The organism is Corallococcus sp. AB032C (genome assembly GCF_003668935.1).
GTDB lineage: Bacteria > Myxococcota > Myxococcia > Myxococcales > Myxococcaceae > Corallococcus > Corallococcus exiguus.
The window spans coordinates 20,826-42,735 of the sequence record NZ_RAWP01000049.1 but is presented as its reverse complement, the minus strand read 5'-3'; the positions used below and the strand labels follow the sequence as shown (position 1 = coordinate 42,735).

The following is a 21,910-nucleotide window of genomic DNA, read 5'->3' as shown; positions in this document are numbered from 1 at the left end:
TGCCGGAAGGAGCGCATGGATTCACCGTCCCCGTGAGGCGACGCGCGCCTTGGGTTCTTCAGTGGAAAAAACCGACTTGAGCACACGCCCCGTGGGCGTCTTGAGCTTCGCGACCTCGCGAGGCGTGCCTTCGCCCACGATGCGGCCTCCGCCCTCGCCGCCCTCCGGCCCCAGCTCCACCACATGGTCCCCCGCGGCGATGACCGACGGGTGGTGCTCAATCACGACCAGCGTGTCGCCCCGGTCCACCAGCCGGCCCATGAAGGTGATGAGTTTCTCCACGTCGCCCAGGTGCAGGCCGGTGGTGGGCTCGTCCAGCACGTACAGCGTGGGCTCGTGGCGGGAGGTGGCCGTCAGCTCCGCGGCCAGCTTGAGCCGCTGCGCCTCACCGCCGGACAGGGTGTTGGAGCCCTGTCCCAGTTGCAGGTAGCCCACGCCCAGGTCCGCCAGGCACTCCAGCGGCGCGGCGACCTTGGGCAGCGCGCGGAAGACGTCCTTGGCCTCGTCCGCGGACAGGCGCAGCACGTCGCCCACGGTGAGCCCGTGGTAGCGCACCTCCAGCGTGGCGGCGTCGAAGCGCGCCCCGTTGCAGGCCTCGCACGGCGTGACGACGTCCGGCAGGAAGGACATCTCGTGGGAGATGGCGCCCTGCCCTTCACACACCTTGCAGCGGCCACCCGCCGCCGTGTTGAAGGAGAAGCGCGCGGGTCCGAAGCCGCGAATCTTCGCTTCCGGCGTGGCCGCGAACACGCGGCGCAGTTCGTCCCAGATGCCCAGGAACGTCGCCGGCACCGAGCGCGGCGTGCGCCCGATGGGCGACTGGTCCACCGACAGCACCCGCTTGATGGACTCCGTGCCCTTGAGCGCGTCGAACGCGCCGGCCTTTGACGTGACGAGCCCCAGCTTGTCGCGCAGCGCCGGGAACAGCACCTGCCGGATGAGCGTGCTCTTGCCGGAGCCCGACACGCCGGAGACGACGTTGAGCCGCCCCACCGGAAGCTTGAGGTCCACGCGCTGGAGGTTGTTCGCGCGAGCGCCCTTCAGTTCCACCCAGGCCTTCGGCTCACCCCTGCCGGACGGAGGCCGCACCTGCGCGGCCCGGAGGGCCTGCGCGGTGGGCGAGTCCGACTCCAGCACCACGTCCGGCGTGCCCTCCGCCAGGATGTGGCCACCGCCCCGGCCGCCCGTGGGCCCCAGGTCCAACAGGTGGTCCGCGGCGCGGATGGTGTCCGAGTCATGCTCCACCACCAGCACCGTGGAGCCCGTCTCCACCAGCGCGCGCAGGTTGTCGAGCAGCCGGTGCGTGTCGCGCGGGTGCAGGCCGATGGTGGGCTCATCCAGCACGTACATCGCGCCGGTGAGGCCCGCGCCCAACTGCGCGGACAGCCGCAGCCGCTGCATCTCACCGCCGGACAGCGTGGCGGCGTTGCGGTCCAGGGACAGGTAGCCCAGGCCCACGCGCTCCAGGAACTCCAGGCGCCGCAGCATCTCCTGCCGCGCCGTCTCGCCCAAGAGCGCCCGGTCGCCCTTGAGCTTCCAGGTGCGCACACGCGCGAGCGTGGCCGTCACCGACGTCTGCACCACCTCGTGGTAGCGCGCGCCCTCCAGCCGAACCGCGCGCGGCACCGGGGACAGGCGGGTGCCCTCGCACGTACGGCACGGGGCCGTCTCGCCCTCGGCCATGGCGGAGGGGCCACCCTGCACGCCGGTGCCCTCGCACGACTCGCAGCGGCCCTGCTTCGTGTTGAAGGAGAACCAGCGCGGATCCAACTCCGGCACGGCGGTGCCGCACTTCGGGCAGGTGCGCTCGCTGGACAGGAGCGTCTCCGCCTTGCCCGTGCGCAGCTTCACCGCGCCCTTGCCCCAGTTGAGCGAGGACTCGAACAGCTCGCGCGGCAGCTTCGCGAGCTTGCCCTCGTACATCACGAGGTCGATGTCGTGCTCCTTCGTCTTCGCCAGGCGCGGCGGGTTGTCCGTGGACGCCAGCTCTCCGTCGACGATGGCCTGGGTGATGCCCCCGCGAGCCGCCGCGGTGAAGACGTCCAGGTACGTGCCCTTGCGCGAGCGCACCGCCGGCGCCAGCACCTGACCGTCGCCCTTCGTCGCCAGCACCTGCGCGTAGAGCGCGGCCGGCGTGGTGGCGCCGATGGGCGTGTCGTCATGCGGGCAGTGCGGCTCGCCAATCTTCGCGTACATGAGCCGCAGGTAGTGGGCCACCTCCGTGACGGTGGCCACCGTGCTGGTGGACCCCGCGCGCGACGTGCGCTGCTCCAGCGCCACGGTGGGCGGGATGCTGCTGATGCGCTCCACGTCCGGACGCGGCAGCGTGGGCAGGAACTGCCGGGCGTACGGCGTCAGCGTCTCCAGGAAGCGGCGCTGACCTTCCGCGAAGACGACGTCGAACACCAGCGAGCTCTTGCCGGAGCCGCTGGGCCCCGTCACCACCGTCATCTTCCCCAGGGGAATCCGGCACGACACGTCCTTGAGGTTGTGCTCGCGCGCGTGCTCCACCTCGATGGCGGGCGGCGCCTCCTTCCCCGAGCGGCGCAGCTTCACCGCCTTCGCCAGCGGCTTGCCCTCGCCCCGGAGCGCGGCGGCGGTGGCGCTGCCCTGCGCCTTCGCCACATCCAACGGCGTGCCCTCCGCCACCAGCCGGCCACCGTCCCGGCCGCCCTTGGGCCCCAGGTCGATGATCCAATCCGAGCCCTTCATCACCGACACGTCGTGGTCCACCACGAGCACGCTCGCGCCCCGGTCCACCAGCGCGTGCAGCGACGCCATCACATGGCGCACGTCCTCCGCGTGGAGGCCGGCGCTCGGCTCGTCGATGAGGAACAGCGTGCCCTTCGCGTCGCTGGCCAGCGCGCGCGCCAGCTTCAGCCGCTGCGCCTCGCCGCCGGACAGCGTGGACAGGGGCTGGCCCAGGGGCAGGTAGCCAAGGCCCAGCCGCTGCGCCGGCCCCAGGGTGCGCTTGAGCGCGGAGTCGTCGCCGAAGTGCTGGAGTACCTCGTCCACCGTCATCTCCAGCACCTGCGCCACGCTGAAGCCCTGGTGCCGGACGGCGAGCACCTCCTCCTTGAAGCGCCGGCCCCGGCACACCGCGCACAGCAGGGCCACGTCCGCGAGGAACTGCATCTCCACCGTCTCGTAGCCTTCACCCGAGCAGGCCTCGCAGCGGCCCTTGTCCACGTTGAAGGAGAAGTGCGCGGAGGTCAGGCCCCGCGCCTCCGCGTCGGGCTCCGAGGCGAAGCGCTCGCGCAGCCGGTCCCACGCCTTGGTGTACGTGGCCGCGTTGCCGCGCGACGTGCGCCCCAGGGGGGACTGGTCCACGAAGGTGATGGCCTCCACCTGCGCCCCGCCCTCCACCGCCGCCACGTCGCCGGGGGCCTCCACGTCCTTCACGCCCAGCCCGCGCGCCAGGTGCCGGTAGAGCACCTCGTCCATCAGCGTGCTCTTGCCGGAGCCGCTGGGGCCGGTGATGGCGCACAGCACGCCCAGCGGCACGCGCACGGACACGTCCTTCAGGTTGTGCTCGCGAGCTTCGCGGATGACCAGCTCGCCCGTGCGGGTGCGCGGCGTGCGCGGCGCCTCCGTGCCCCCGGACAGCATGCGGCCGGTGGGCAGGTCCTGACGCTTCGCCAGCGCCTCCGGGGTGCCATCGAAGCACAGCCTACCGCCCTGGCGTCCCGCGCCCGGGCCCAGCTCCAACACGCGGTGCGCGGAGCGGATGATCAGCGGATCATGCTCGATGACCAGCGCGATGTTGCCCCGGTCCGCCAGCTCCGCGATGGCCTCCGTGAGCGGCGGCACGTCCCCCGGGTGCAGGCCCACGGTGGGCTCGTCCAACACGAAGAGCGCGCCCGTCAGCGACGTGCCCAGCGCCGCGGTCAGCGACACGCGCTGCGCCTCGCCGCCCGACAGCGTGCGCGCGGGCCGGTCCAGCGTGAGGTAGCCCAGGCCCACGCGCTGGAGATAGCGCAGGCGCGCGGACAGCTCCCGCCGCGCCAGGTCACCCTGCCCCGTGAGCGTCTTCAACCCGTCCAGCCGGGCCAGCGCGTCCGTCAGCTCCAGCCCGTGCCAGGCCGGCAGGTCAATGCCGCCCACGCGCCACGCGCGGGCCTGCTCGTTGAGGCGCGCGCCGTGACAGCTCTCGCAGAGCGAGTACGCGCGATACCGGGCCAGCAACACGCGCACGTGCATCTTGTAAGTGCGGCCCTCCATCCACCGGAACCACGCGCGCACGCCCGGGTAGACGCGGCCGCCGTCGTAGTCACCCTCGCCCTGGAGCACCGCCTCGCGCTGGGCGGCGGTGAGCTTCTCCCACGGCTTGTCGAAGGGGATGCCCTTCTGCTTGCAGAAGCGCTGGAGCATCTCCCGCTCCCAGGTGGTGGACTGGCCGGACCACGGGCGGATGGCGCCCTCCGCCAGGCTCAGCGCCGGGTTGGGGATCACCTTCCCCCAGTCGATGCCGATGGTGCGCCCGAAGCCGCGGCACGGCGCGCACGCGCCCACCGGGCTCTGGTAGCTGAAGAGGCCCGGCCGGGCGACCTCGAACTCACGCGCGCACTTGGGACACACCAGGCCCCGGCGCAGCTTCTTGGGTGCGGTCTCCGGCAGGAAGAGCAGCGCCTCTCCATCCGCGCGCGCCCACGCGTCCTCCAGCGCCTGGGTGACGCGGGACAGGTTCGCGTCCGTCAGCTTCACCCGGTCCACCACCACCTGGGCCACGCCCGCGGGGTCGGTGGCCTCGCCCGGCTTGAGCGTCTCCAGCTCCTTCACTTCCCCCTGCACCATCAGCCGGTGGTAGCCGTCCTTCAGCAGGCGGGCCCGCGCGTCGATGAACGCGGACGTGTCGGGGATGCGCACCGGGTACGTGAAGACGCCCTGCGCGTCCGGGTGCTCACGAAGGGCCGCCCGGGCGGCCACGCGCGCGTCGGTGCGCACCGCCTCCAGGCCACAGTCCGGACACACCGGCATCGCCTCGCGGGTGAAGAGCGCGGACAGGTACGGCTCCACGTCCGCCAGCGTGGCCACCGTGGAGCGCGAGCTCTTCACCGGCGCGCGCCGGTCCACCGCGACGCCCGCGGCCACCGGCTCCAGCGCGTCCATGGGCGGCCGCTCCAGCCGCTCGAGGAACTGCCGGGCGTACGGGCTGAAGCTCTCCACGAACCGGCGCTGACCTTCCGCGTAGAGCGTGTCCAGCGCGAGGCTCGATTTGCCGCCTCCGGACACGCCGGTGACGCAGACGAACTCCCCTTCGGAGAGATCGACGGACAAATCCTTGAGGTTGTGGGTGCGGGCGCCGACGAGGTGGGTCTTGTGCATGCCGGCCGGAGGTTTAACGACCGGACACTCGCGCGCCAATCACAACGTGACGGCCAACATCGCCCCACCCGGATGGGTTGGGTGGGGAGCGGGCAGGCTGATACAACGTGATGCAGCCGGTCACATGGAACGCATCCCGTGGGAATGCCGGCCGAACGGGGGTGGCCATGTCCGACGACGTCCAGGCACGCCGTGCGCGGGCCGAAGAGGCCCTTCGGCGCACGAGTGCCTCCCTGGTGTTGCTGGACCTGGGCGGCCACACCGCCACGGGCTTCGTCGTCTCCTCCGAAGGCCACGTCGTCACCAGCCTCCACGCGGTGGCCAGCGCGCGCGCCATCACCGCCGTGCTGCCGGACGGCCTGCGCTCCTCCGTGGTCCAGGTGGCGGCCGTGGACGAGCGCCGCGACCTGGCCGTCCTGTGCCTGTCCGTTCCGGACCTGGTGCCCGCCCTCTCGCTGGGCCCGGCCACGCTGCCCTCGGAAGGCGAGGCCCTGAACGTCGTCCAGGCCCACGCGGACCGTTCCCCGGAAGCGCGCACCCTGGAGGTCCGCGCGGTGCAGGTGCTGGGCGAATGGCTCACCCTGCTGGAATTGTCCCGCACGCTGCCCGAGGACGCGTCGGGCTCGCCGGTGCTGGACGCGCGGGGGCAGGTGGTGGGGCTGGCCACCGCGGCGCTCGCCAACGGCCGCGCGCTGGGGCTGGTCATCCCGGTGCGCTACATCGCGCCACTCCTCAAGACGCCCGGCCCGCCCCGCCCGCTGTCCGCGTTGGACGCGCCCCGGCAGCGCGCCACCCGCGTGCGCCAGGTGCCGCAGCATCCCGTGGGCCTGCTGGAGGGCTGCGCGACGCCAGCCGTGGAGTCCGTGGGCTCGCTGCTGAGCCAGGCCATCAACGTGGGCGCCCCCGCCTACAACCGGGGCGACGTGGAGGGCTGCTACCGGCTCTACGCGCACACCGCCGAACAGCTCATCGACGAGCGCGACGACTGCCCCGGCGTCCAGCGCGCGCTGCGCGACGGCCTCTTGCGCTGCGAGGGCCTGAAGGACGTGGAGGACCGCGCCTGGGCCCTGCGCGACACGTTCGACGGGTTGATGGACGTCATCGGCCGGTGGCGTCAGGCGCGCCCGGCCCCACTCACCCCCGCCAACAAGCGCCCCCCGCCGAAGACGTACCTCAACTAGCGGCGGGGGACGCGCGGACCGCTCAGGCCTCGTCCCAGCGGATCCGCAGCGAATAGGTGTGCTCGGCGCGCTCCAGCACGTCCACGCGCGGCAGCACCCGCGTGCGGCGCAGCACCTGCTCCATCACGCCCGCCACGAAGTCCGGCAGCGGATCCGCGTCCACCACGCGCGCCCGCCACTCTCGCGCGCGCACCGGCTCCAGCATCAGCTTCATGTCCTCGCGGCCCGCGCGCAGGTACGTGGGCAGCCGCGCCAGGCACCGCTCCACCCCCAGCAGCGGCGCCGCCGCCGCGAAGATGCGCCCCACCAGCGTCTGCGCGAAACCCTCCACATAGTGGGTGCCCAGCACGCGGTTGGCGTCCTCGCTCGGAAGGCCCGGGCACGCATGCCGCCGCGCCACCGCCAGCGACGCGCGCCACACCTCTAGAGGAAGGCGCTCCTCCACCGTGTCCGGGTCGTAGCCCACGTCCCGCAGCGCCTGCGCGAACGGACCCGACGGCCTCAGCGCGTGCTCGAACAGCCCTTCGAAGCTCCGGCGCGGCACCCGCACCATCAGCAGCGGCAGGCCAGGGGCCTCCCGCGTCTCCGGATGAATCCACGGCTCCATGTCTTGTAACCCCCCCAGGGTCCAGCCCCCGCACCCACCCGGCCGGGAAACCGTGTCTCATTGTATCAGCCTCCACGCGCCCGGCCTGCTCGCCTGGTTGCCGCTACTGTGGACTTTTCCAACTATTTCTTCCGGAATTTACCGCCCGGCCCGCGCTGATCCATGACGTCTCGCGTCGGGGATTTCAGGAATTTGGGTCACAGTGGACCCCCACTGAAAGCAAAATTTCAGTGTCAACCGTTGAATTCACAGGAAGTCCACTGGCGCTATCCCTTGATTGCTGGGCTGCCGCGTTAACTTCTTCAACCCATCGGAAACTCTCGGTGTTCATCGTGCGAGAATTGTTCATCCCCCTTGCAGCGTGAGTGATCCATGACCATTCGCCGCACCGAAGGTTCGACGCCCGTTTCTCTCCGTCCCACCACCGACACCTCCGCGCCGGCGAAGGCCAAGAACGTCCTTCGCGTGAAGGACGGCTTCGAGTCCGTCTCCCGCACTGGCGCCGCCGCTGGCGCGCAGCCCACGGCCGCCGCCAAGGCGACGTCGCAGGCGTCCACCACGGAGGCCACGGGCGCACAGACCGGCCGCCTCGCGCTGGACAGCAAGGAGGCGCAGCAGGCCATCCAGACGTCCCTGAAGGCCCTGACCCCGCCGATGACCGCCTCGTCGCTGCTGGCCGCGAACAAGGCCGGCCCGACGCTGGCCCCCAAGAGCGTGGAGGTCGACGAGCTGGGCATGACCCACGTCCGCCTGGACCGCGTTCACGAAGGCGTGAAGGTCTTCGGCGAGCAGCTGATCAGCCACCTGGGCACGGACGGCAAGGTGTCCAGCGTCACCGGTGAGCAGAACCCCATCCCCGCGGGCCTGGGGACCCAGAAGCCGAAGCTGGCCCCGCAGCAGGCCATCGACATCGCGAAGAAGGAGCTGGGCGGCAAGGCCGACAAGCAGCCCTCTTCCGAGCGCGTCATCTACCAGGACGCGGAAGGCAAGTACCACTCCGCCTACCAGGTGGAAGTGACGCAGATCGCCGGGCAGGAGAAGCCCAAGAAGCAGAACTACGTCATCGACGCCAACACGGGGAAGGTGCTGGAGAGCTTCAACAAGATCGGCGGCTGGTCGAAGTCCGCCGCGGCGCAGCTCCAGGTCAACGGCACGGCCAGCCCGAACGTCGCCATCCCGGACAAGGGCCAGGTCCAGTCCAAGATCAACATCCCGGACGGCGTCACGGTCGACAAGCTGTCCGTGGACCTGAACATCAAGCACACCTGGAGCGGCGACCTGAAGGTCACCGTGACCAGCCCCTCCGGCAAGTCCGCCGTGCTGCAGGACCGCAAGGGCGGCTCCAAGGACGACATCGCGGGCTCGTTCGACCTCTCGGAGGCCTTCAAGGGCGAGAGCACCAAGGGCGAGTGGACCATCACCGTCGAGGACAAGGCCGCGCGTGACACGGGCACCCTGAACAACTGGAGCCTGAACATCACCGCGAAGGAGACCACGCCTCCGCCGACGGATCCGCAGAACCCGCCCACGGGCACCGCGGACGACCTGACGATGTACAGCGGCCACGTGGACCTGAAGACCAAGAAGGAAGCGGACGGCACGTACTCGCTGGAGGACTCGACGCGCGGCAAGGGCATCGTGACCTACGACGCGCAGAACAAGGCCACCGCATCCGGCCAGACGAAGATCTCCGACAACAACGACAAGTGGGGCGAGGCCACCGACCCGGCGCGCGCCAAGGCCGGCATCGACGCGCACTACGGCGCGGCCACGACCTACGACTTCCTCAAGAACGTCCTGGGCCGTGACTCCATCGACGGCGCCGGTGAGAAGCTCGTCAACTACGTGCACGTGAAGAACAACTACGTGAACGCGTACTGGGACGGCGAGAAGATGAGCTACGGCGACGGCGACGGGAAGCAGTCCGGCCCGCTCACCACGCTGGACATCGCGGGCCACGAAATCGCGCACGGCCTCACCGAGCGCACCGCGGGCCTCATCTACAGCGGCGAGTCCGGCGGCCTGAACGAGTCCTTCTCCGACATCATCGGCACGGGCGTGGAGTGGTACGCCGCGCAGAACAACCCCGAGGCCAAGTGGAACTGGACCGTGGGCGAGGCCGCGTGGACGCCGAACAACGGCGACTCCGAGGACGGCCTGCGCTACATGAACGACCCGACCAAGGACAACTACTCGGTCGACAACTACAAGAACTACCCGAAGCAGACGGAGGTGCACGGCTCCAGCGGCATCTCCAACAACGCCTTCTACCTGCTGGTCGAGGGCGGCAAGAACAAGACGTCCGGCCTGGAAGTGAAGGGCGGCATCGGCATGGAGGACGGCCTGAAGATCTTCGGCCGCGCCCTCACCACGTACATGACGCCGAAGACGACGTTCGCGCAGGCCCGCGAGGCCACCATCAAGTCCGCCACGGACCTGTACGGCGCGGACTCCAACCAGGTGCAGAAGGTGAAGGACGCCTGGACCGCGGTGGGCGTGAACTAGTCTTTCCGCTGAAAGCTTCCTGAAACATCCGAGGCGGGTCCGGTGTCACCACCGGGCCCGCCTCTTCCTTTTGCAGCTCAGGCGAAGAAGCGAGACAGCACCGCCACCATGCGGGCCACGTCGGACGCGGCGGCCAGTTCGCGGATGGAGTGCATGGACAGCATGGGGTTGCCCACGTCCACCGTGCGGATGCCCAGCTGTCCCGCGGAGATGGGACCAATGGTGCTGCCGCAGCCCAGGTCCGTGCGCGTGACGAAGTGCTGGGGCGTGACGCCCGCCTCCTTGCACAGCGCCGCGAAGTGCGCCCACGACTCGCCGTCCGTCGCGTAGGACTGGTTCACGTTGGACTTGATGACCGGGCCGCCGCCCAGCTGCGGCTGGTGCTTGGGCTCGTGCATGGATGAGTAGTTCGGGTGCACCGCGTGCGCCATGTCCGCGCTCACCAGGAACGAGCGGCGGATGGCGCGGTGGAACGCGTCCGCGCGCCCATCCGAGTGCGCCTGGACGATGCGCTCCAACAGGTCCTTCAGGAACGGCGACGCGGCGCCCTGCGCGCTGCGGCTGCCGCACTCCTCGTGGTCGTAGAGCACCACGCCCACCGTGGCCTCGCGCGGGCCGGTGTCCTTCAAGAGCGCGGTGAGCCCGGTGTGGCAGCTGGCCAGGTTGTCCAGGCGGGGCGCGTGGAGGAACTCGCCGTGCAGGCCGGAGCGGGTGGACGGCTGCAAGTCGTAGAGGCACAGGTCGTAGCCCAAGAGGTCGTCCGCGGCGGCCTTCACGCCCGAGCGGCCCAGCTCCTCCACCAGCAGCGTCTTCAGCTCCGCGGGGCCCGCGCTCTCCAGGCCCAGCACCGGCACCATGTGATCCTGGGGGTTGAGCTTCAGCCCTTCCGTGTTGACGCCGCGGTTGAGGTGGATGGCCAGGTTGGGCACGCGCAGGAGCGGCCGGCGGAAGTCCACCAGGTGGTGCTGGGGGCGGCCGTTGTGCAGCGCCACCACGCGGCCCGCGAGCGACAGGTCGCGGTCCGTCCACGTGTGCAGCAGCACCCCGCCGTAGATTTCGACGCCCAGCTGCTGGTAGCCGTGGCGGTTGACGGCCGCGTTCGGCTTGAGGCGCAGGTTGGGCGAGTCCGTGTGCGAGCCCACCAGCCGGAAGCCGGTGGTGTCCACGGGCTTCGTGCCCAGTTGGAAGGCGGCGATGCTCGTGTCGCCGCGGATGACGAAGACCTTGTCGCCGGGCTTCAGCGACCAGGACTCGCGCTCGTCCAGCTCACGGAAGCCCGCGGCGGTGAGGCGGCGCGCCGTCTCTCGCACGGCGTGGTACGGCGTGGGCGACGCGTCGATGTACTGGAGGAGGTCGTTGGCCTGCGTGTCGATGTCAGTCGGGCTCATGGGCCCGGCACGCTAACGCCGTCCGGCCCCGGTGCCACGTCCGACTGTCACGGCCCGGACAGGCGGAGGGGCGCCCGCCGGCAGGACGGTGGAGGAAGGGCGCGTCCCGGGCGCGGCATCCAGGAAGGTGCCCAGGAGCACCCAGCGGCGCGCCGCGTCCTCCCTGGCCGGCTTCGCGACGAGCGGGGTCGTGTAGTGCCAGAAGGGCAGCCGGTACACGGTGACGCCGCCCACGGTGCTGACCTTGGTCAGCTCGGAGAAGTGCCCGTCCTTCGCGTACACGAGGTACTGGTGGTCCACTGCGGGCAGGGTGAGGCTCACGTGCATGTCCACGTAGCCGTCGCGCGCGTCCGCCTCCTCCGGGTGGTGATCATTGTGCGGGCCCGTGTAGTCGCCCGGGCCGTAGCAGAGCACCTGGATGCCCCAGCCCCGCTTGAGCGGCCGGCCGCTCACCGTCGCCGCGAAGGCCGCGAACGTGTCCGAGCGAAGGAGCGCCCTCAGCCCCACCGCCTCCGCCGCGCGCCACGAGCGCGAGCGCCGGCTCTCCAGCAGCGCGGTCCGCACGCGAACCGTCTTGGGCAGCGCCTCCGTGTAGTTCTCCACCATGCCAGTGATGGAGTCCTCCGGGATGGGGTCCTCCATGGTCACGAGCGTGTCACGCAGCGCGGCGTCCAGGATGTCCCGCGCTTCCGCCGCCTTCTTCACGTCGATGACGCCCTGCAGCGCGATGAAGGGCCGCGTGGGGTCCAGGAGCGCGCCGCACGTCTCGGAGTCTCGGCCTTCGAGAATGCGTCGGCCCTTCGGAGTGAGGAGATCGGCGAACTGGGTGGGTAGGCGCGGGGACATGGCGCGCACCATACCGGGACGTAGGCGGAACGCACGCGCTGGGGGGGGCGCAAGGCAACTCCCCTGCCCTCCCTGCGATAATCCGGTACTCCGAAGTCCAGGGTAGAAGGCACATCCATGACCGAGATCCGCAACCGTTCCGCCGCTCCCTCCGTCGCTCCGGCCCGCACGCAGGCTCCGGCCGCGCAGCCTGCCCGGACCAACCAGGCCACCGCGGCGTCTCGCGCGGACGTGCTCAACCGCGCGGAGCTGGCGCGGACCCGCGCGACGATGGCGCCGGTGCAGGCGACGCCGGGTTCCTGGCGCGGGGGCGCGAACACGGAGGTGGGTCGCGCCATCCAGACCATGCGTCAGCGCATGTCCGACGTGAACATCACCATCAAGGGTGACACGCCGCAGAGCCTGTTTGACCGGGCCATCCTGGACAACAAGCACATCACCAACGAGCAGATCCTGGAGATGTCCCGGGTGACGCTGCCCCAGCTGGCCACCGACCCGAAGACGCGCGCGAAGGTGCTGGAGCGCGTGCCCAACGCGCGCGAGCTGCCGGTGCACCACTTCACCGTGGCCATGATGTCCGCGGTGACGGGCATCGACCGGGCGGCGCTGTCCGAAGCCTGTCCGGACCTGGGCCTCACGGGCGCGCCGAACACGCCGCTGCTCTACGCCGCCAGCGGCGAGCGCATGCAGCGCTCCACCGCGCTGCACGACTTCACGGACTACATGCGCGGCGCGGGCGTGAAGGGCGTGAACAAGGCCGTCTGGGGCGTGGAGAACCGCGTCCTGTCCGCCCTCGTCTCCGCGGTGGGCGGCGGGCGGTACTGACACGGCATCCGGGAATTCCCGGGTCGGGGAATGGCTGACGTGCCGGGCTTGAGCTGGCGTTCCAGGCTCAAGTCCAGACACACTCCATTCCCCACCCGTGGTGAAGGAGTTCCCGTTGAAGCAAGTGTTTGCGAAGTCTGTTGGACTGTTCGCGTTCGCGTTGGCCGGCTGTGATTCCGGTACGGCGGCGCCCCCTGGACCGGCCCCGGAGGCAGCGCCGGTCGTCACGACCTCGTCGAAGCAATCCCTGTACGTGGCCACGGACGCCCTCTGGCCCATGCCCAACACGATCCCCGTGTGCTGGGAGGACGCGGGGAACGAGCAGGAAAAGCAGTGGGCCCGCGAGGCCTGGGACGACAGCTGGGGCACGGTGTCCAACATCGTCCTGACCGGATGGAACCGCTGCAACTCCTCCAATAACCATGGCCTCCGGATGGAGTTCCGGGATGAAGGCGCGAGCGTGGAGGAGCTGGGGTTCGGCCTCCATGGCATGGAACGCGGCGTCCACTTCAACACGTGGGAGAGCAATGACTGCGAGACCGGCTTCACGCGGAAACGCTGCGTGCGCTCAACGGTCATCCACGAACTGGGCCATGCGCTCGGCTTCGCGCATGAGCAGAACCGGGATGACAGGCCTTCGTCGGCCACCTGCGATACCCAAGGCTCGGAGGGCGACACGACGGTGGGTCCCTGGGATTGGGACTCCGTCATGAACTACTGCAATCCGATCCGCAGCGGCGACGGCGAGCTGAGCTACTGGGACCGGGTCGGGGTCCAGCAGTACTACGGCGCGCGCGTGCTTCCTGGCGCGCGTGAGTCCTTCCAGCGGATGCGCATCAACGGCGACGCCATGGACGACCTCATCGCCCGCCGCGCCGACGGGACCTTCGACATCTGGCTTTCCAATGGCAGCGCGCTGGTCTACTCGGGCGCCTTCTCCACCGGGTACACCGACGCCTCGGGCTGGAACGACGGCAACCGGTTCCTGGTGGCCGACGTCACCGGCGACGGCAAGAGTGACCTGCTGGCACGCAATGCCTTTGGTGGCTTCGACACCTGGGTGTCCAACGGCACGACGTTCACCTACGCGGGTACCACCAGCACCGCCCTCACGGACGCCAACGGCTGGAACGAGGGGCACCGCTTCTTCGTCATGGACGTCAACGACGATGGGAAGGATGACGTCCTGGCCCGTTACGGCAACGGGGCCTTCGAGGTCTGGGCCTCCAACGGGCTGACGCTGGCCTACAGCGCCGCGTTCACCACCCCCTTCACGGATGCCAACGGGTGGAACGAAGGCCACCGCTTCTTCGTCATGGACATCGACGGCGCCCTCTCTCCGACGACAGGCCGTCGCGCGAAGGAGCTGCTGGCCCGCGACGCAAGCGGACACTTCGCGGTGTGGCGCTCCAATGGCTCGGTGCTCGTCTATGCCAACACGTTCTTCACGCCGCTCCACAACGCGCGCGGCTGGGATGATGGACATCGCTTCATCGTGATGGACGTCAACGGCGACCACCGCGACGATCTGGTGGCGCGACGCTCCGATGGAGACCTGACGTTCCTGCGCTCGAACGGACTGACGATCTTCGAGTACCCGACCCGCTTCGAGACGCCCTTCCGGTCGGGGGCGGGCTGGAAGTTCGGCCACCGCTACTTCCCCATGGACCTCAATGGAGACGGCTGGGACGACCTCGTGGTGCGCGAGCCGTCGGGGAACTTCGTCGTGTGGCGTTCCGACGGCTGGAGCGTGGACCTCTACTCGTCGTTCACCACGCCGTTCACGGACGCGAACGGCTGGAACGAGGGCAACCGCTTCTACTAGCCACACCCTCCGGGCCCCCCGGTGACGTGGAAAACGCCACCGGAGCGCCCGCAGGGGCTGGCTCGCCTCCGGGTATCTCCTTCCCAGAATTGGGAATGTTCCCGGAATCGAGAATACGCAGACATGCGAGGAATTGATCTGGCCTTTCAGACCCAAGTCCAGACACACTCCATTCCCCACCCCGTGGTGAAGGAGTTCCCGTTGAAGCAAGTGTTTGCGAAGTCTGTTGGACTGCTCGCGTTCGCGTTGGCTGGCTGCGATTCGGAAAGGACGGCGCCTACCGAAGCAGCTCCGGTCGTCACGACCTCCGCGAAGCAAGAGCTGTACGTGGTGACCGAGTCCCTCTGGTCCACCCCGACGACGATCCCCGTGTGCTGGGAGGATGCGGGGAACGAGGAGGAGAAGCAGTGGGCCCGCGAGGCCTGGGACGACAGTTGGGGCGCGGAGGCGCTCATCACCTTCACGGGATGGGACCGCTGCAACGCCTCCAACAACCAGGGCCTCCGGATGGAGTTCCGGGATGCTGGCGGGAGCGTGGATGTGTTCGGGCACCACCTCGCGGGCCGGGTACGCGGCGTCCACTTCAACCTCTGGCAGAGCTGGCAGTGCCCGAGTGGCTTCACCCGGGAGCGCTGCGTGCGCTCGACGGTTGTCCATGAACTGGGCCATGCACTTGGCTTCGCGCATGAGCAGAACCGGGATGACATGCCTCCGGATCCCACCTGCCCTGCCCAATCATCGAATGGCGACGTGACGGTGGGTCCCTGGGACTTGTACTCCGTCATGAACTACTGCAACCCGCTCCGCAACGGCGACGGCGAGCTGAGCGACTGGGACCGGGCGGGGGTCCAGCAGTTCTACGGAGTGCGCGTGCTTCCTGGCGCGCGTGAGTCCTTCCAGCGGATGCGCATCAACAGCGATGCCATGGACGACCTGCTCGCCCGGCACGCGGATGGCACCTTCGACGTCTGGCTCTCCAATGGCAGCGCGCTGGTCTACTCGGGCTCCTTCTCCACCGGGTACACCGACGCCTCGGGCTGGAACGACGGCAACCGGTTCCTGGCGGCCGACGTCACGGGCGACGGCAAGAGCGACCTGCTGGCGCGCAACGCCTTTGGCGGCTTCGACACCTGGGTGTCCAACGGCACGACGTTCACGTTCGCCGGCACCACCAGCACGGCCTTCACGGATGCCAACGGCTGGAACGAGGGACTCCGCTTCTTCGTCATGGACGTCAACGACGACGGGAAGGATGACCTCCTGGCCCGCTACGCCAATGGCGCCTTCGAGGTCTACGCCTCCAACGGCCTGACGCTGGCCTACAGCGCCGCGTTCACCACCCGCTTCAGCGACACCAACGGGTGGAATGAAGGCCACCGCTTCTTCGTCATGGACGTCGACGGTGCAGTCTCTCCGACGGGCCGCCGAGCGAAGGAGCTGGTGACCCGCGACAGCTGGGGAGCCTTCGAGGTGTGGCGCTCCAATGGCTCGGTGCTCGCCTTCTCCAACACGTTCTCCACCGAGTTGGACAACGCGCGCGGCTGGGACGAAGGCCATCGCTTCATCGTGATGGACGTCAACGGCGATCACCGTGACGACCTGGCGGTGCGACGCACCAATGGAGACCTGAAGTTCTGGCGCTCGAACGGGACGAGGCTCAACGAGGACGCGCCCCGCATCGAGGCGCACTTCAGGAATGGGGCGGGCTGGAAGTTCGGCCACCGCTACTTCCCCATGGACCTCAATGGGGACGGCTTCGACGACCTGCTGGCGCGAGACCCGGCGGGGACCTTCGCCGTGTGGCGTTCCAGTGGCACGACCCTGAGCGCGTTCTCCACGTTCAGCACGGCGTTCACGGACGCGAGCGGATGGAACGAGGGCAACCGCTTCTACTAAGGCGTGAGGTTCTGGACCGGGGCGCTCCCGAGCGCCCCGCTTCAGTCGTCGCCCGCGCCGCCGGCCAGCCGCTGGCGCGCGACCTCCAGCCGCTTCGCGCGCACCTTGGACGCCAGGTCGAGCAGGCGCCGGTCGCGCTGCCACCGCTCGCGCATCTCCACGTCCACGCCCTCCCAGGCCACCTCGCAGCGCTCCAGCGCGCGGTGCATCTGCGCGAGCGCGCCGCCCAGCGCCACGTGCACGGACGGGTCGCTGGGGTCCTCCAGGGCAATCGCGTGGATCATCACCGCGATGGAGACCAGCTCCTCGCGCAGCGCCACCGGCCAGCCGCAGCGGCGGGCCACCTTCACCAGCCAGCCCAGCACCGCCAGGTTGACGTGGCAGTCCTCCACCGTGCGGAACGGCTTGAGGTAGCGGGTGTAGCCATCCCCGGGCAGCACGTCCTCCGGCGCCACCTCCACGCCGTCCAACCGCAGCGCCGCGTGCGGCACCTCCGGCACGAAGCCCAGCGGCGGCAGCGGCTCCACGGTCACCCCGGGCGTGCTCGCGTCCAGCCGCACCATGCGCAGGCGGTTGCGCTCCTGGGCATCGCGGCCCTCGGAGGCGACCACCAGCAGCACCTCCGCGTGCGTGCCCAGCGTGACGTAGGTCTTCACGCCATCGAGCGTCCAGCCCGCGCCCTTCGGCGTGAGCTTCGTTTCGATGGCGCTCGGGTGCCCGCCGCCCGTCTCCGTGGCGCAGAGCGCGGCGCGCCGGTCCGCCGGGAGCTGGGGGAAGAGCGAGCGCAGCGCCGCCTGATAGCCGGAGGAGAACGCGAACCCCATCCGGTCCATCCGGAAACCGCTGGCGAGCGCCAGGTCCGCGGGCACCTGGAAGCGCGGCAGCACCGCGAGGTGCCGTCGCCACCAGGCCTCCACGGAGTCGAGCGACGGGAAGTCAGGGGCCTCGGTGAGCAGGAAGCGCAGGACGTCTTTCACGCTTCCACTCTAATGCCCGGCTCCGGAGCGCGCGCGCTTCCGTTTGAGGCTTCAGCTCGCGGCGCGGCGGCCGCGGCCCGGAGACTTCGCGCGCTGGGTGCCCCGCTTCTTCTTCGCGGCGGCCGGCGGCGCGGCCTTCGACTTCTTGGCGGCCTTGGACTTGGAGGTCGACTTGGACTTCGACGGGGCCTCGGTCTTGGAGGTCGACTTGGACTTCGACGCGGCCTTCTTGCGCCGCGCGGGGGCCTTCTTCTCCGGGGCGAGGATGGTGCCCCGGCAGGAGGGGGTGCCACAGCGGCAGACGTAGAGCGACTCGGCGTCGGCTTCCATCTCCGGGGAGCGCTCGTACGCGTAGTCGTACGACAGCTCCTCCCCCGGTTCGATGGCACGCAGCGCGTAGATGTGGATGCGGCCCTTGTCGATGAGCGACTGGCAGTTGGGCTCGCACGAGTGGTTGATGTAGCGCGACTCGTTGTGGAGGGTCCCCGCGTCCAACACCGTGTCGTCGTCCAGGTTGAAGAGGAACGTGTGGTGGCGCTCCATCGACTCGTCGTCGTAGCGGGCGTCCGCCTCGGCCTGGGTGATGCGCTCACCGATGTACTCGATGATGCGCGCGCCCTTGCGGATGCGGCGGGTGGCGAAGGCGCCCGTGCCCTGGATGGGGGACTGGCGCAACTCGAAGGGAATCGACGGGGTCGGCTGGAAGGAAGGGGAAGTCATCATCGGGGATGGGCGCGGCTGGGGCGGGTGCGTGTTCAACCAGGACGCTGCCGTGAAGCGCGGTGTAGCGTGCCGCAGTCAAGCGCGCGAAGAAAGGCACTCGATGATGCGGTGGTGGATCGTGGTGGGCGCGGTGAACGCTTTCCTGGCCGTGGCGGCGGGCGCCTTCGGGGCGCATGCGCTGAAGGCCCGGCTCGCGCAGGACCTGCAGGTCATCTTCGAAACCGGGGCGCGCTACCACATGTACCACGCGCTCGCGCTGGTGGCGGTGGGGCTCCTGGGCACGGTGCGACCCTCCGCGCTCCTGGAGTCCGCGGGTTGGGCGATGCTCGCGGGCATCGTCCTGTTCTCCGGCAGCCTGTACGCGCTGGCCCTCTCCGGCGTGCGCGTGCTGGGCGCCATCACTCCGCTGGGCGGACTGGCCTTCCTCGCCGGCTGGGCGCTCTTCGCCGTGGCCGCGTGGCGCACCTCGCCGTGAAGAGGCGGACCGCCCGCGTCACTCCCTCAGCAGGGGCGGCAACGGGTAGATGAGGTCCAGGTCGCTGTGGTTGCGCAGGCCACAGGCCTCGCGCTGCACGGTGAGGTTCCAGCGCAGCCGCTCCGCTTCCTTCCAGAGCACGCGGTACGCCGCGTAGCGCTCCATGCGCGACAGGCCATGCAGGGCACGCAGCTCCTTCTCCGCCTGGGCCACCAGGGCGAGGGCGCCCTCCAGCTTGTCGCCGGAGCGGCGCAACCCGGAGGCGCGCTCGCGCTGGAACTCCACCTCGATGGGCAGCAGGGCGTTGACGTTCACCGGACGGGCCATGCCTCCCCTGTAACCACGAGCGCCCGGCTTCGCAGCGGTGCTCCGGCCCACGCTGAGCAGGCAACCGGGCTTCAGGGGAGCGGTGTCGGCGCGGGTGCGTCCTTCGTCTCCTGAAGCGCCGTGGCGACAGGGCATCCCCACCGCCATGCCTCGCGGGCCCAGGCGAGCCCCGCGAAGAGCACCATCCCGTTGCGCGCGAGGAGCAGCAGCGTGAATGACGGCTGCCAGCCCGTGTTGTAGGTGCTGCCCGCGAAGAGCCCGCGGGTGATGGCGGCGGCCACCAGCAGCACGGCGGACGGGGCCACCGGTCCGGAGAGCAGCGCGAGCGCGGCGGCTCCGGTGAGCCAGATGAGGTACTGCGGGCTCAGCACCGGGTTGAGGATGACGAAGGCCACGAGCGGCACCAGCGTCAGCCGGGCCCCGTCCTCGATGTGCACCGGAGCCCTGCGCCAGGCGGCGCGCACGGACACCGCCACGGCCAGCAGCAGGCCCGCGACCCACACCTGCCGGGTGACAGCGCGAACCATTTCGGCGGCCGCGCCGTGCAGCTCATAGGCGGCGGGGGCGTGGACCCACTGGACGTGGGCGAAGCCCATCAGGTGCGCGGCCCAGAGCAGGCCCGCGCTGAAGGCCTCCACCTGGAGCCCCCGCTCGACGTGGAAGGCCGCGAACCGCCACCACGGCCACACGAAGCTCAGGGGCACCAGCGGCAACACGCCCGCGATGAGGCCGGTGAGCAGGGCCCGCGTCGGCTTCGCGCCCCGACGCCTGCACACGACAAGGGCCAGCGGCACGAGCACGGCCGGGTACAGCTTGGTGACGGTGCCCACCGCGAGCAACGCGCCCGCCCAGCCTTCGCGCCTGCGCATCAGGACCACCAACGCGGCCAGCGCGAGCGCGGCGGGGATGAGGTCGTAGCGCTTGAGGTAGTGGACGCTCTGGAGCCAGCTGACGACGGAGTACGCCGCGAACGGCACCCACGCGCGCCGGGCCGTGCCCCACCGGCGAACCCCCTCGGACAGCAGCAGCCACTTGATGAAGGCGTCGATGAGCGTGAGCTGGAGGCCGAACGCGAGGATGAAGCCGCGCAGGTCGCCGCCCGCCCACGTCGCGGGCACGAACCACAGGAGCGCGTAGGGCGGGTATTCGAAGCGGAAGTCGCGGTTGGGGACCGCGCCATCCAGGAACGCGCGGGCCGTCCGGAAGTACAGCGGCAGGTCACCCTCGCGAGGGGAGAACGCGTAGAGCGCCAACGGCAATACGGCCACCGCGAGCGCGAGCCAGTGCCTGTGCGTCAGCCGCGAGGGCTCGGACGATGTCGATGCGGACACGAAGCGTCACTCTGCCCCCGAGGACCGGGCGTTGTCGCCAGGAATGGCATTCGTCCCCTTCCCTGCCCGGCACACGCCCAGGCGCATGGACGTGCGAGGCGGCACCCGACCCGCTAGGTTCCGGCCTGGGTTGCCCACTCCATGAAGCTCCACCGCCCCACGAAGGACGAGCTGTTCGCCGCCACCGGCCGCACCATGCCGGACCTGCTGGCTCCGGACCTGCGCGTGCTCTTCTGCGGCATCAACCCCAGCCTCTATTCGGCGGTGGTGGGCGTGCACTTCGCGCGGCCGGGCAACCGCTTCTGGCCTTCACTGCACGCGGCGGGCTTCACCCCGCGCCTCCTGAAGCCGGCGGAACAGGAGGAGCTGCTGGCGCTGGGCCTGGGCATCACCAACGTGGTGGACCGGGCCACGGCGAGCGCGGACCAGCTGGGCGCGGAGGACTACGCGGAAGGCGCGAAGTCACTGGCGCGCAAGGTGAAGCGCTACCGTCCGAAGTACCTCGCGGTGCTGGGGCTCGGCGCGTACCGCACCGCCTTCTCGCGGCCGAAGGCGAGGTTCGGACCGCAGGAGGAGACGCTGGGCGACACGCGGCTGTGGGTGCTGCCCAATCCCAGCGGGCTCAACGCCAGCTACCAGCTCCCGGACCTCGCGCGGCTATACGGCGAGCTGCGCCGCGCGGTCGAGACGCGCTGACTACTTCAGCAGGCCGGCCTCGCGGGCCACCTGTGCAGCCACGGGCAGCACCTTGTCGAAGGCGGCGGCGTTGCACGCGAGCAGGCCCCGGCGGTTCTGGAGCTCGGAGCCGTCGTACAGGTACGCGTCGCCCGCCAGGTCCGTGAGCACGCCGCCCGCGGAGCGGATGACGGCCTCCGGCGCGCAGTTGTCCCAGCGGTAGCTCTTGTCGCTCACGTGCACGTAGAGGTCGCAGTGGGCCTCCGCCAGCAGGCCGCACTTGAGCCCCACCGAACCGGACTCCCGCTCCTTCGTGATGCCCAGCCGCTGCACCACCGCGTCCGTCGTCTTCGAGCGGTGCGAGCGCGACACCACGAGCCGCAGCTGCGCCGGGTCCGCCACGTCCGACACGCGCAGCGCGCGGCGGCCCTGCGGGTCCTCCACGTAGCCCTGCTCGCCCACGACGCCGGAGTAGAGGACGTCCCCCACCGCGCGGTAGACGACGCCCAGCGCCGCCCGGCCCTCCACGGCGAGGCCGATGTGGATGGCGAACTCGCCGTTGCGGTTCACGAACTCCTGCGTGCCGTCGAGCGGATCCACGAACCAGCAGCGGCTGAAGCGCCTGGCGTCGGAGACATCCTCCTTCTCCTCCGCCACCACGCCGTCGCTCGGGAAGGCCTTGCGCAGCTCGCCCACGATGAAGGCGTTGGCGCGCTCGTCCGCCACCGTGACGGGCCCGGCGCCGCCGGCCTTGTCCGTGACGGAGAAGTCCGTGGCGTAGACCTGCAGGAGGATGTCACCAGCCTGGCGGGCGATGCGCCGGGCCACTTCAAGCTCTTGAGCGAGTGCGGACATGGAGGCCCGTGAGTCTACCGGGGCGAATTGCCCCCGTGGGGAAATCTGCCCCGCCTCGCGGCTCCCTCCCTCAGGGGTAGCGGCCCTGGCCCGGGGACTGCACTTCCGAGGCGGATTCGCCTTCCTCGCCCCGGGCAGCGCGGCGGGAG

The 21,910-nt window shown here is 70.2% G+C and carries 16 protein-coding genes; 7 read left to right on the top strand and 9 right to left on the bottom strand.

Annotated features, from left to right (window positions below; all coding sequences use genetic code 11):
• Window positions 1–21: 21 nt before the first annotated feature.
• A complete protein-coding gene (uvrA, locus tag D7X99_RS21925; protein WP_121779472.1) occupies window positions 22–5,325 on the bottom strand; it encodes an excinuclease ABC subunit UvrA in 5,304 nt (1,767 codons plus the stop codon).
• A gap of 167 nt (window positions 5,326–5,492) precedes the next feature.
• On the opposite strand from uvrA, the gene D7X99_RS21920 reads away from it, so the two are divergent.
• Entirely contained in the window at window positions 5,493–6,506 is a 1,014-nt protein-coding gene (locus D7X99_RS21920; protein WP_121779490.1) for a serine protease, read from the top strand.
• A 22-nt stretch (window positions 6,507–6,528) separates the two neighbouring features.
• Here D7X99_RS21920 and D7X99_RS21915 read toward each other — a convergent pair whose 3' ends face one another.
• Window positions 6,529–7,113, bottom strand: coding sequence for a DUF2378 family protein (locus tag D7X99_RS21915; RefSeq protein ID WP_121779471.1), 585 nt, complete (start codon window positions 7,111–7,113; stop codon window positions 6,529–6,531).
• Window positions 7,114–7,485: 372 nt separating this feature from the next.
• Between D7X99_RS21915 and D7X99_RS21910 the strand changes: the two genes are divergently transcribed.
• Window positions 7,486–9,618: a M4 family metallopeptidase gene (locus D7X99_RS21910; protein ID WP_121779470.1), complete on the top strand. Its 2,133-nt coding sequence runs from the start codon at window positions 7,486–7,488 to the stop codon at window positions 9,616–9,618.
• 77 nt (window positions 9,619–9,695) lie between these two features.
• On the opposite strand, the gene D7X99_RS21905 is transcribed toward D7X99_RS21910, so the two are convergent.
• Both D7X99_RS21905 and D7X99_RS21900 read right to left on the bottom strand, forming a co-directional pair.
• On the bottom strand, window positions 9,696–11,006 hold the full coding sequence (locus tag D7X99_RS21905) for a M18 family aminopeptidase (RefSeq protein ID WP_121779469.1): 1,311 nt from the start codon (window positions 11,004–11,006) through the stop codon (window positions 9,696–9,698).
• Window positions 11,007–11,018: 12 nt separating this feature from the next.
• Window positions 11,019–11,852, bottom strand: a complete 834-nt coding sequence (locus D7X99_RS21900) for a hypothetical protein (RefSeq protein WP_233613594.1) — start codon at window positions 11,850–11,852, stop codon at window positions 11,019–11,021.
• Between the two features lie 117 nt (window positions 11,853–11,969).
• Between D7X99_RS21900 and D7X99_RS21895 the strand changes: the two genes are divergently transcribed.
• The 3 genes from D7X99_RS21895 to D7X99_RS21885 all read left to right on the top strand — a co-directional run bounded on the left by D7X99_RS21895 (window position 11,970) and on the right by D7X99_RS21885 (window position 16,398).
• The gene (locus D7X99_RS21895) at window positions 11,970–12,677 is read left to right on the top strand and encodes a hypothetical protein (protein WP_121779467.1); all 708 of its coding nucleotides are present in this window, start codon (window positions 11,970–11,972) and stop codon (window positions 12,675–12,677) included.
• A gap of 124 nt (window positions 12,678–12,801) precedes the next feature.
• On the top strand, window positions 12,802–14,502 hold the full coding sequence (locus D7X99_RS21890; protein WP_233613605.1) for a M12 family metallopeptidase: 1,701 nt from the start codon (window positions 12,802–12,804) through the stop codon (window positions 14,500–14,502).
• Between the two features lie 210 nt (window positions 14,503–14,712).
• On the top strand, window positions 14,713–16,398 hold the full coding sequence (locus tag D7X99_RS21885; protein ID WP_233613604.1) for a M12 family metallopeptidase: 1,686 nt from the start codon (window positions 14,713–14,715) through the stop codon (window positions 16,396–16,398).
• Window positions 16,399–16,439: 41 nt separating this feature from the next.
• Here D7X99_RS21885 and D7X99_RS21880 read toward each other — a convergent pair whose 3' ends face one another.
• Together D7X99_RS21880 and D7X99_RS21875 are read right to left on the bottom strand one after the other, a co-directional pair.
• Window positions 16,440–17,375 (bottom strand): acyl-CoA dehydrogenase family protein, encoded by a 936-nt coding sequence (locus D7X99_RS21880; protein WP_121779464.1) that lies wholly within the window; start codon window positions 17,373–17,375, stop codon window positions 16,440–16,442.
• Window positions 17,376–17,426: 51 nt separating this feature from the next.
• Window positions 17,427–18,095 carry an SET domain-containing protein gene (locus tag D7X99_RS21875; protein ID WP_121779489.1) on the bottom strand — a complete coding sequence of 223 codons (669 nt, stop codon included), beginning with the start codon at window positions 18,093–18,095 and terminating at the stop codon, window positions 17,427–17,429.
• Between the two features lie 103 nt (window positions 18,096–18,198).
• On the opposite strand from D7X99_RS21875, the gene D7X99_RS21870 reads away from it, so the two are divergent.
• The gene (locus D7X99_RS21870; RefSeq protein ID WP_121779463.1) at window positions 18,199–18,573 is read left to right on the top strand and encodes a DUF423 domain-containing protein; all 375 of its coding nucleotides are present in this window, start codon (window positions 18,199–18,201) and stop codon (window positions 18,571–18,573) included.
• Between the two features lie 18 nt (window positions 18,574–18,591).
• On the opposite strand, the gene D7X99_RS21865 is transcribed toward D7X99_RS21870, so the two are convergent.
• Both D7X99_RS21865 and D7X99_RS21860 read right to left on the bottom strand, forming a co-directional pair.
• Window positions 18,592–18,900 (bottom strand): hypothetical protein, encoded by a 309-nt coding sequence (locus D7X99_RS21865; protein WP_121779462.1) that lies wholly within the window; start codon window positions 18,898–18,900, stop codon window positions 18,592–18,594.
• Between the two features lie 71 nt (window positions 18,901–18,971).
• Window positions 18,972–20,231, bottom strand: a complete 1,260-nt coding sequence (locus tag D7X99_RS21860; protein ID WP_121779461.1) for a glycosyltransferase 87 family protein — start codon at window positions 20,229–20,231, stop codon at window positions 18,972–18,974.
• Window positions 20,232–20,426: 195 nt separating this feature from the next.
• On the opposite strand from D7X99_RS21860, the gene mug reads away from it, so the two are divergent.
• Window positions 20,427–20,927: a G/U mismatch-specific DNA glycosylase gene (mug, locus tag D7X99_RS21855; protein ID WP_121779488.1), complete on the top strand. Its 501-nt coding sequence runs from the start codon at window positions 20,427–20,429 to the stop codon at window positions 20,925–20,927.
• On the opposite strand, the gene D7X99_RS21850 is transcribed toward mug, so the two are convergent.
• Window positions 20,928–21,761, bottom strand: coding sequence for a 3'(2'),5'-bisphosphate nucleotidase CysQ (locus tag D7X99_RS21850; protein ID WP_121779460.1), 834 nt, complete (start codon window positions 21,759–21,761; stop codon window positions 20,928–20,930).
• Window positions 21,762–21,910: the final 149 nt, after the last annotated feature.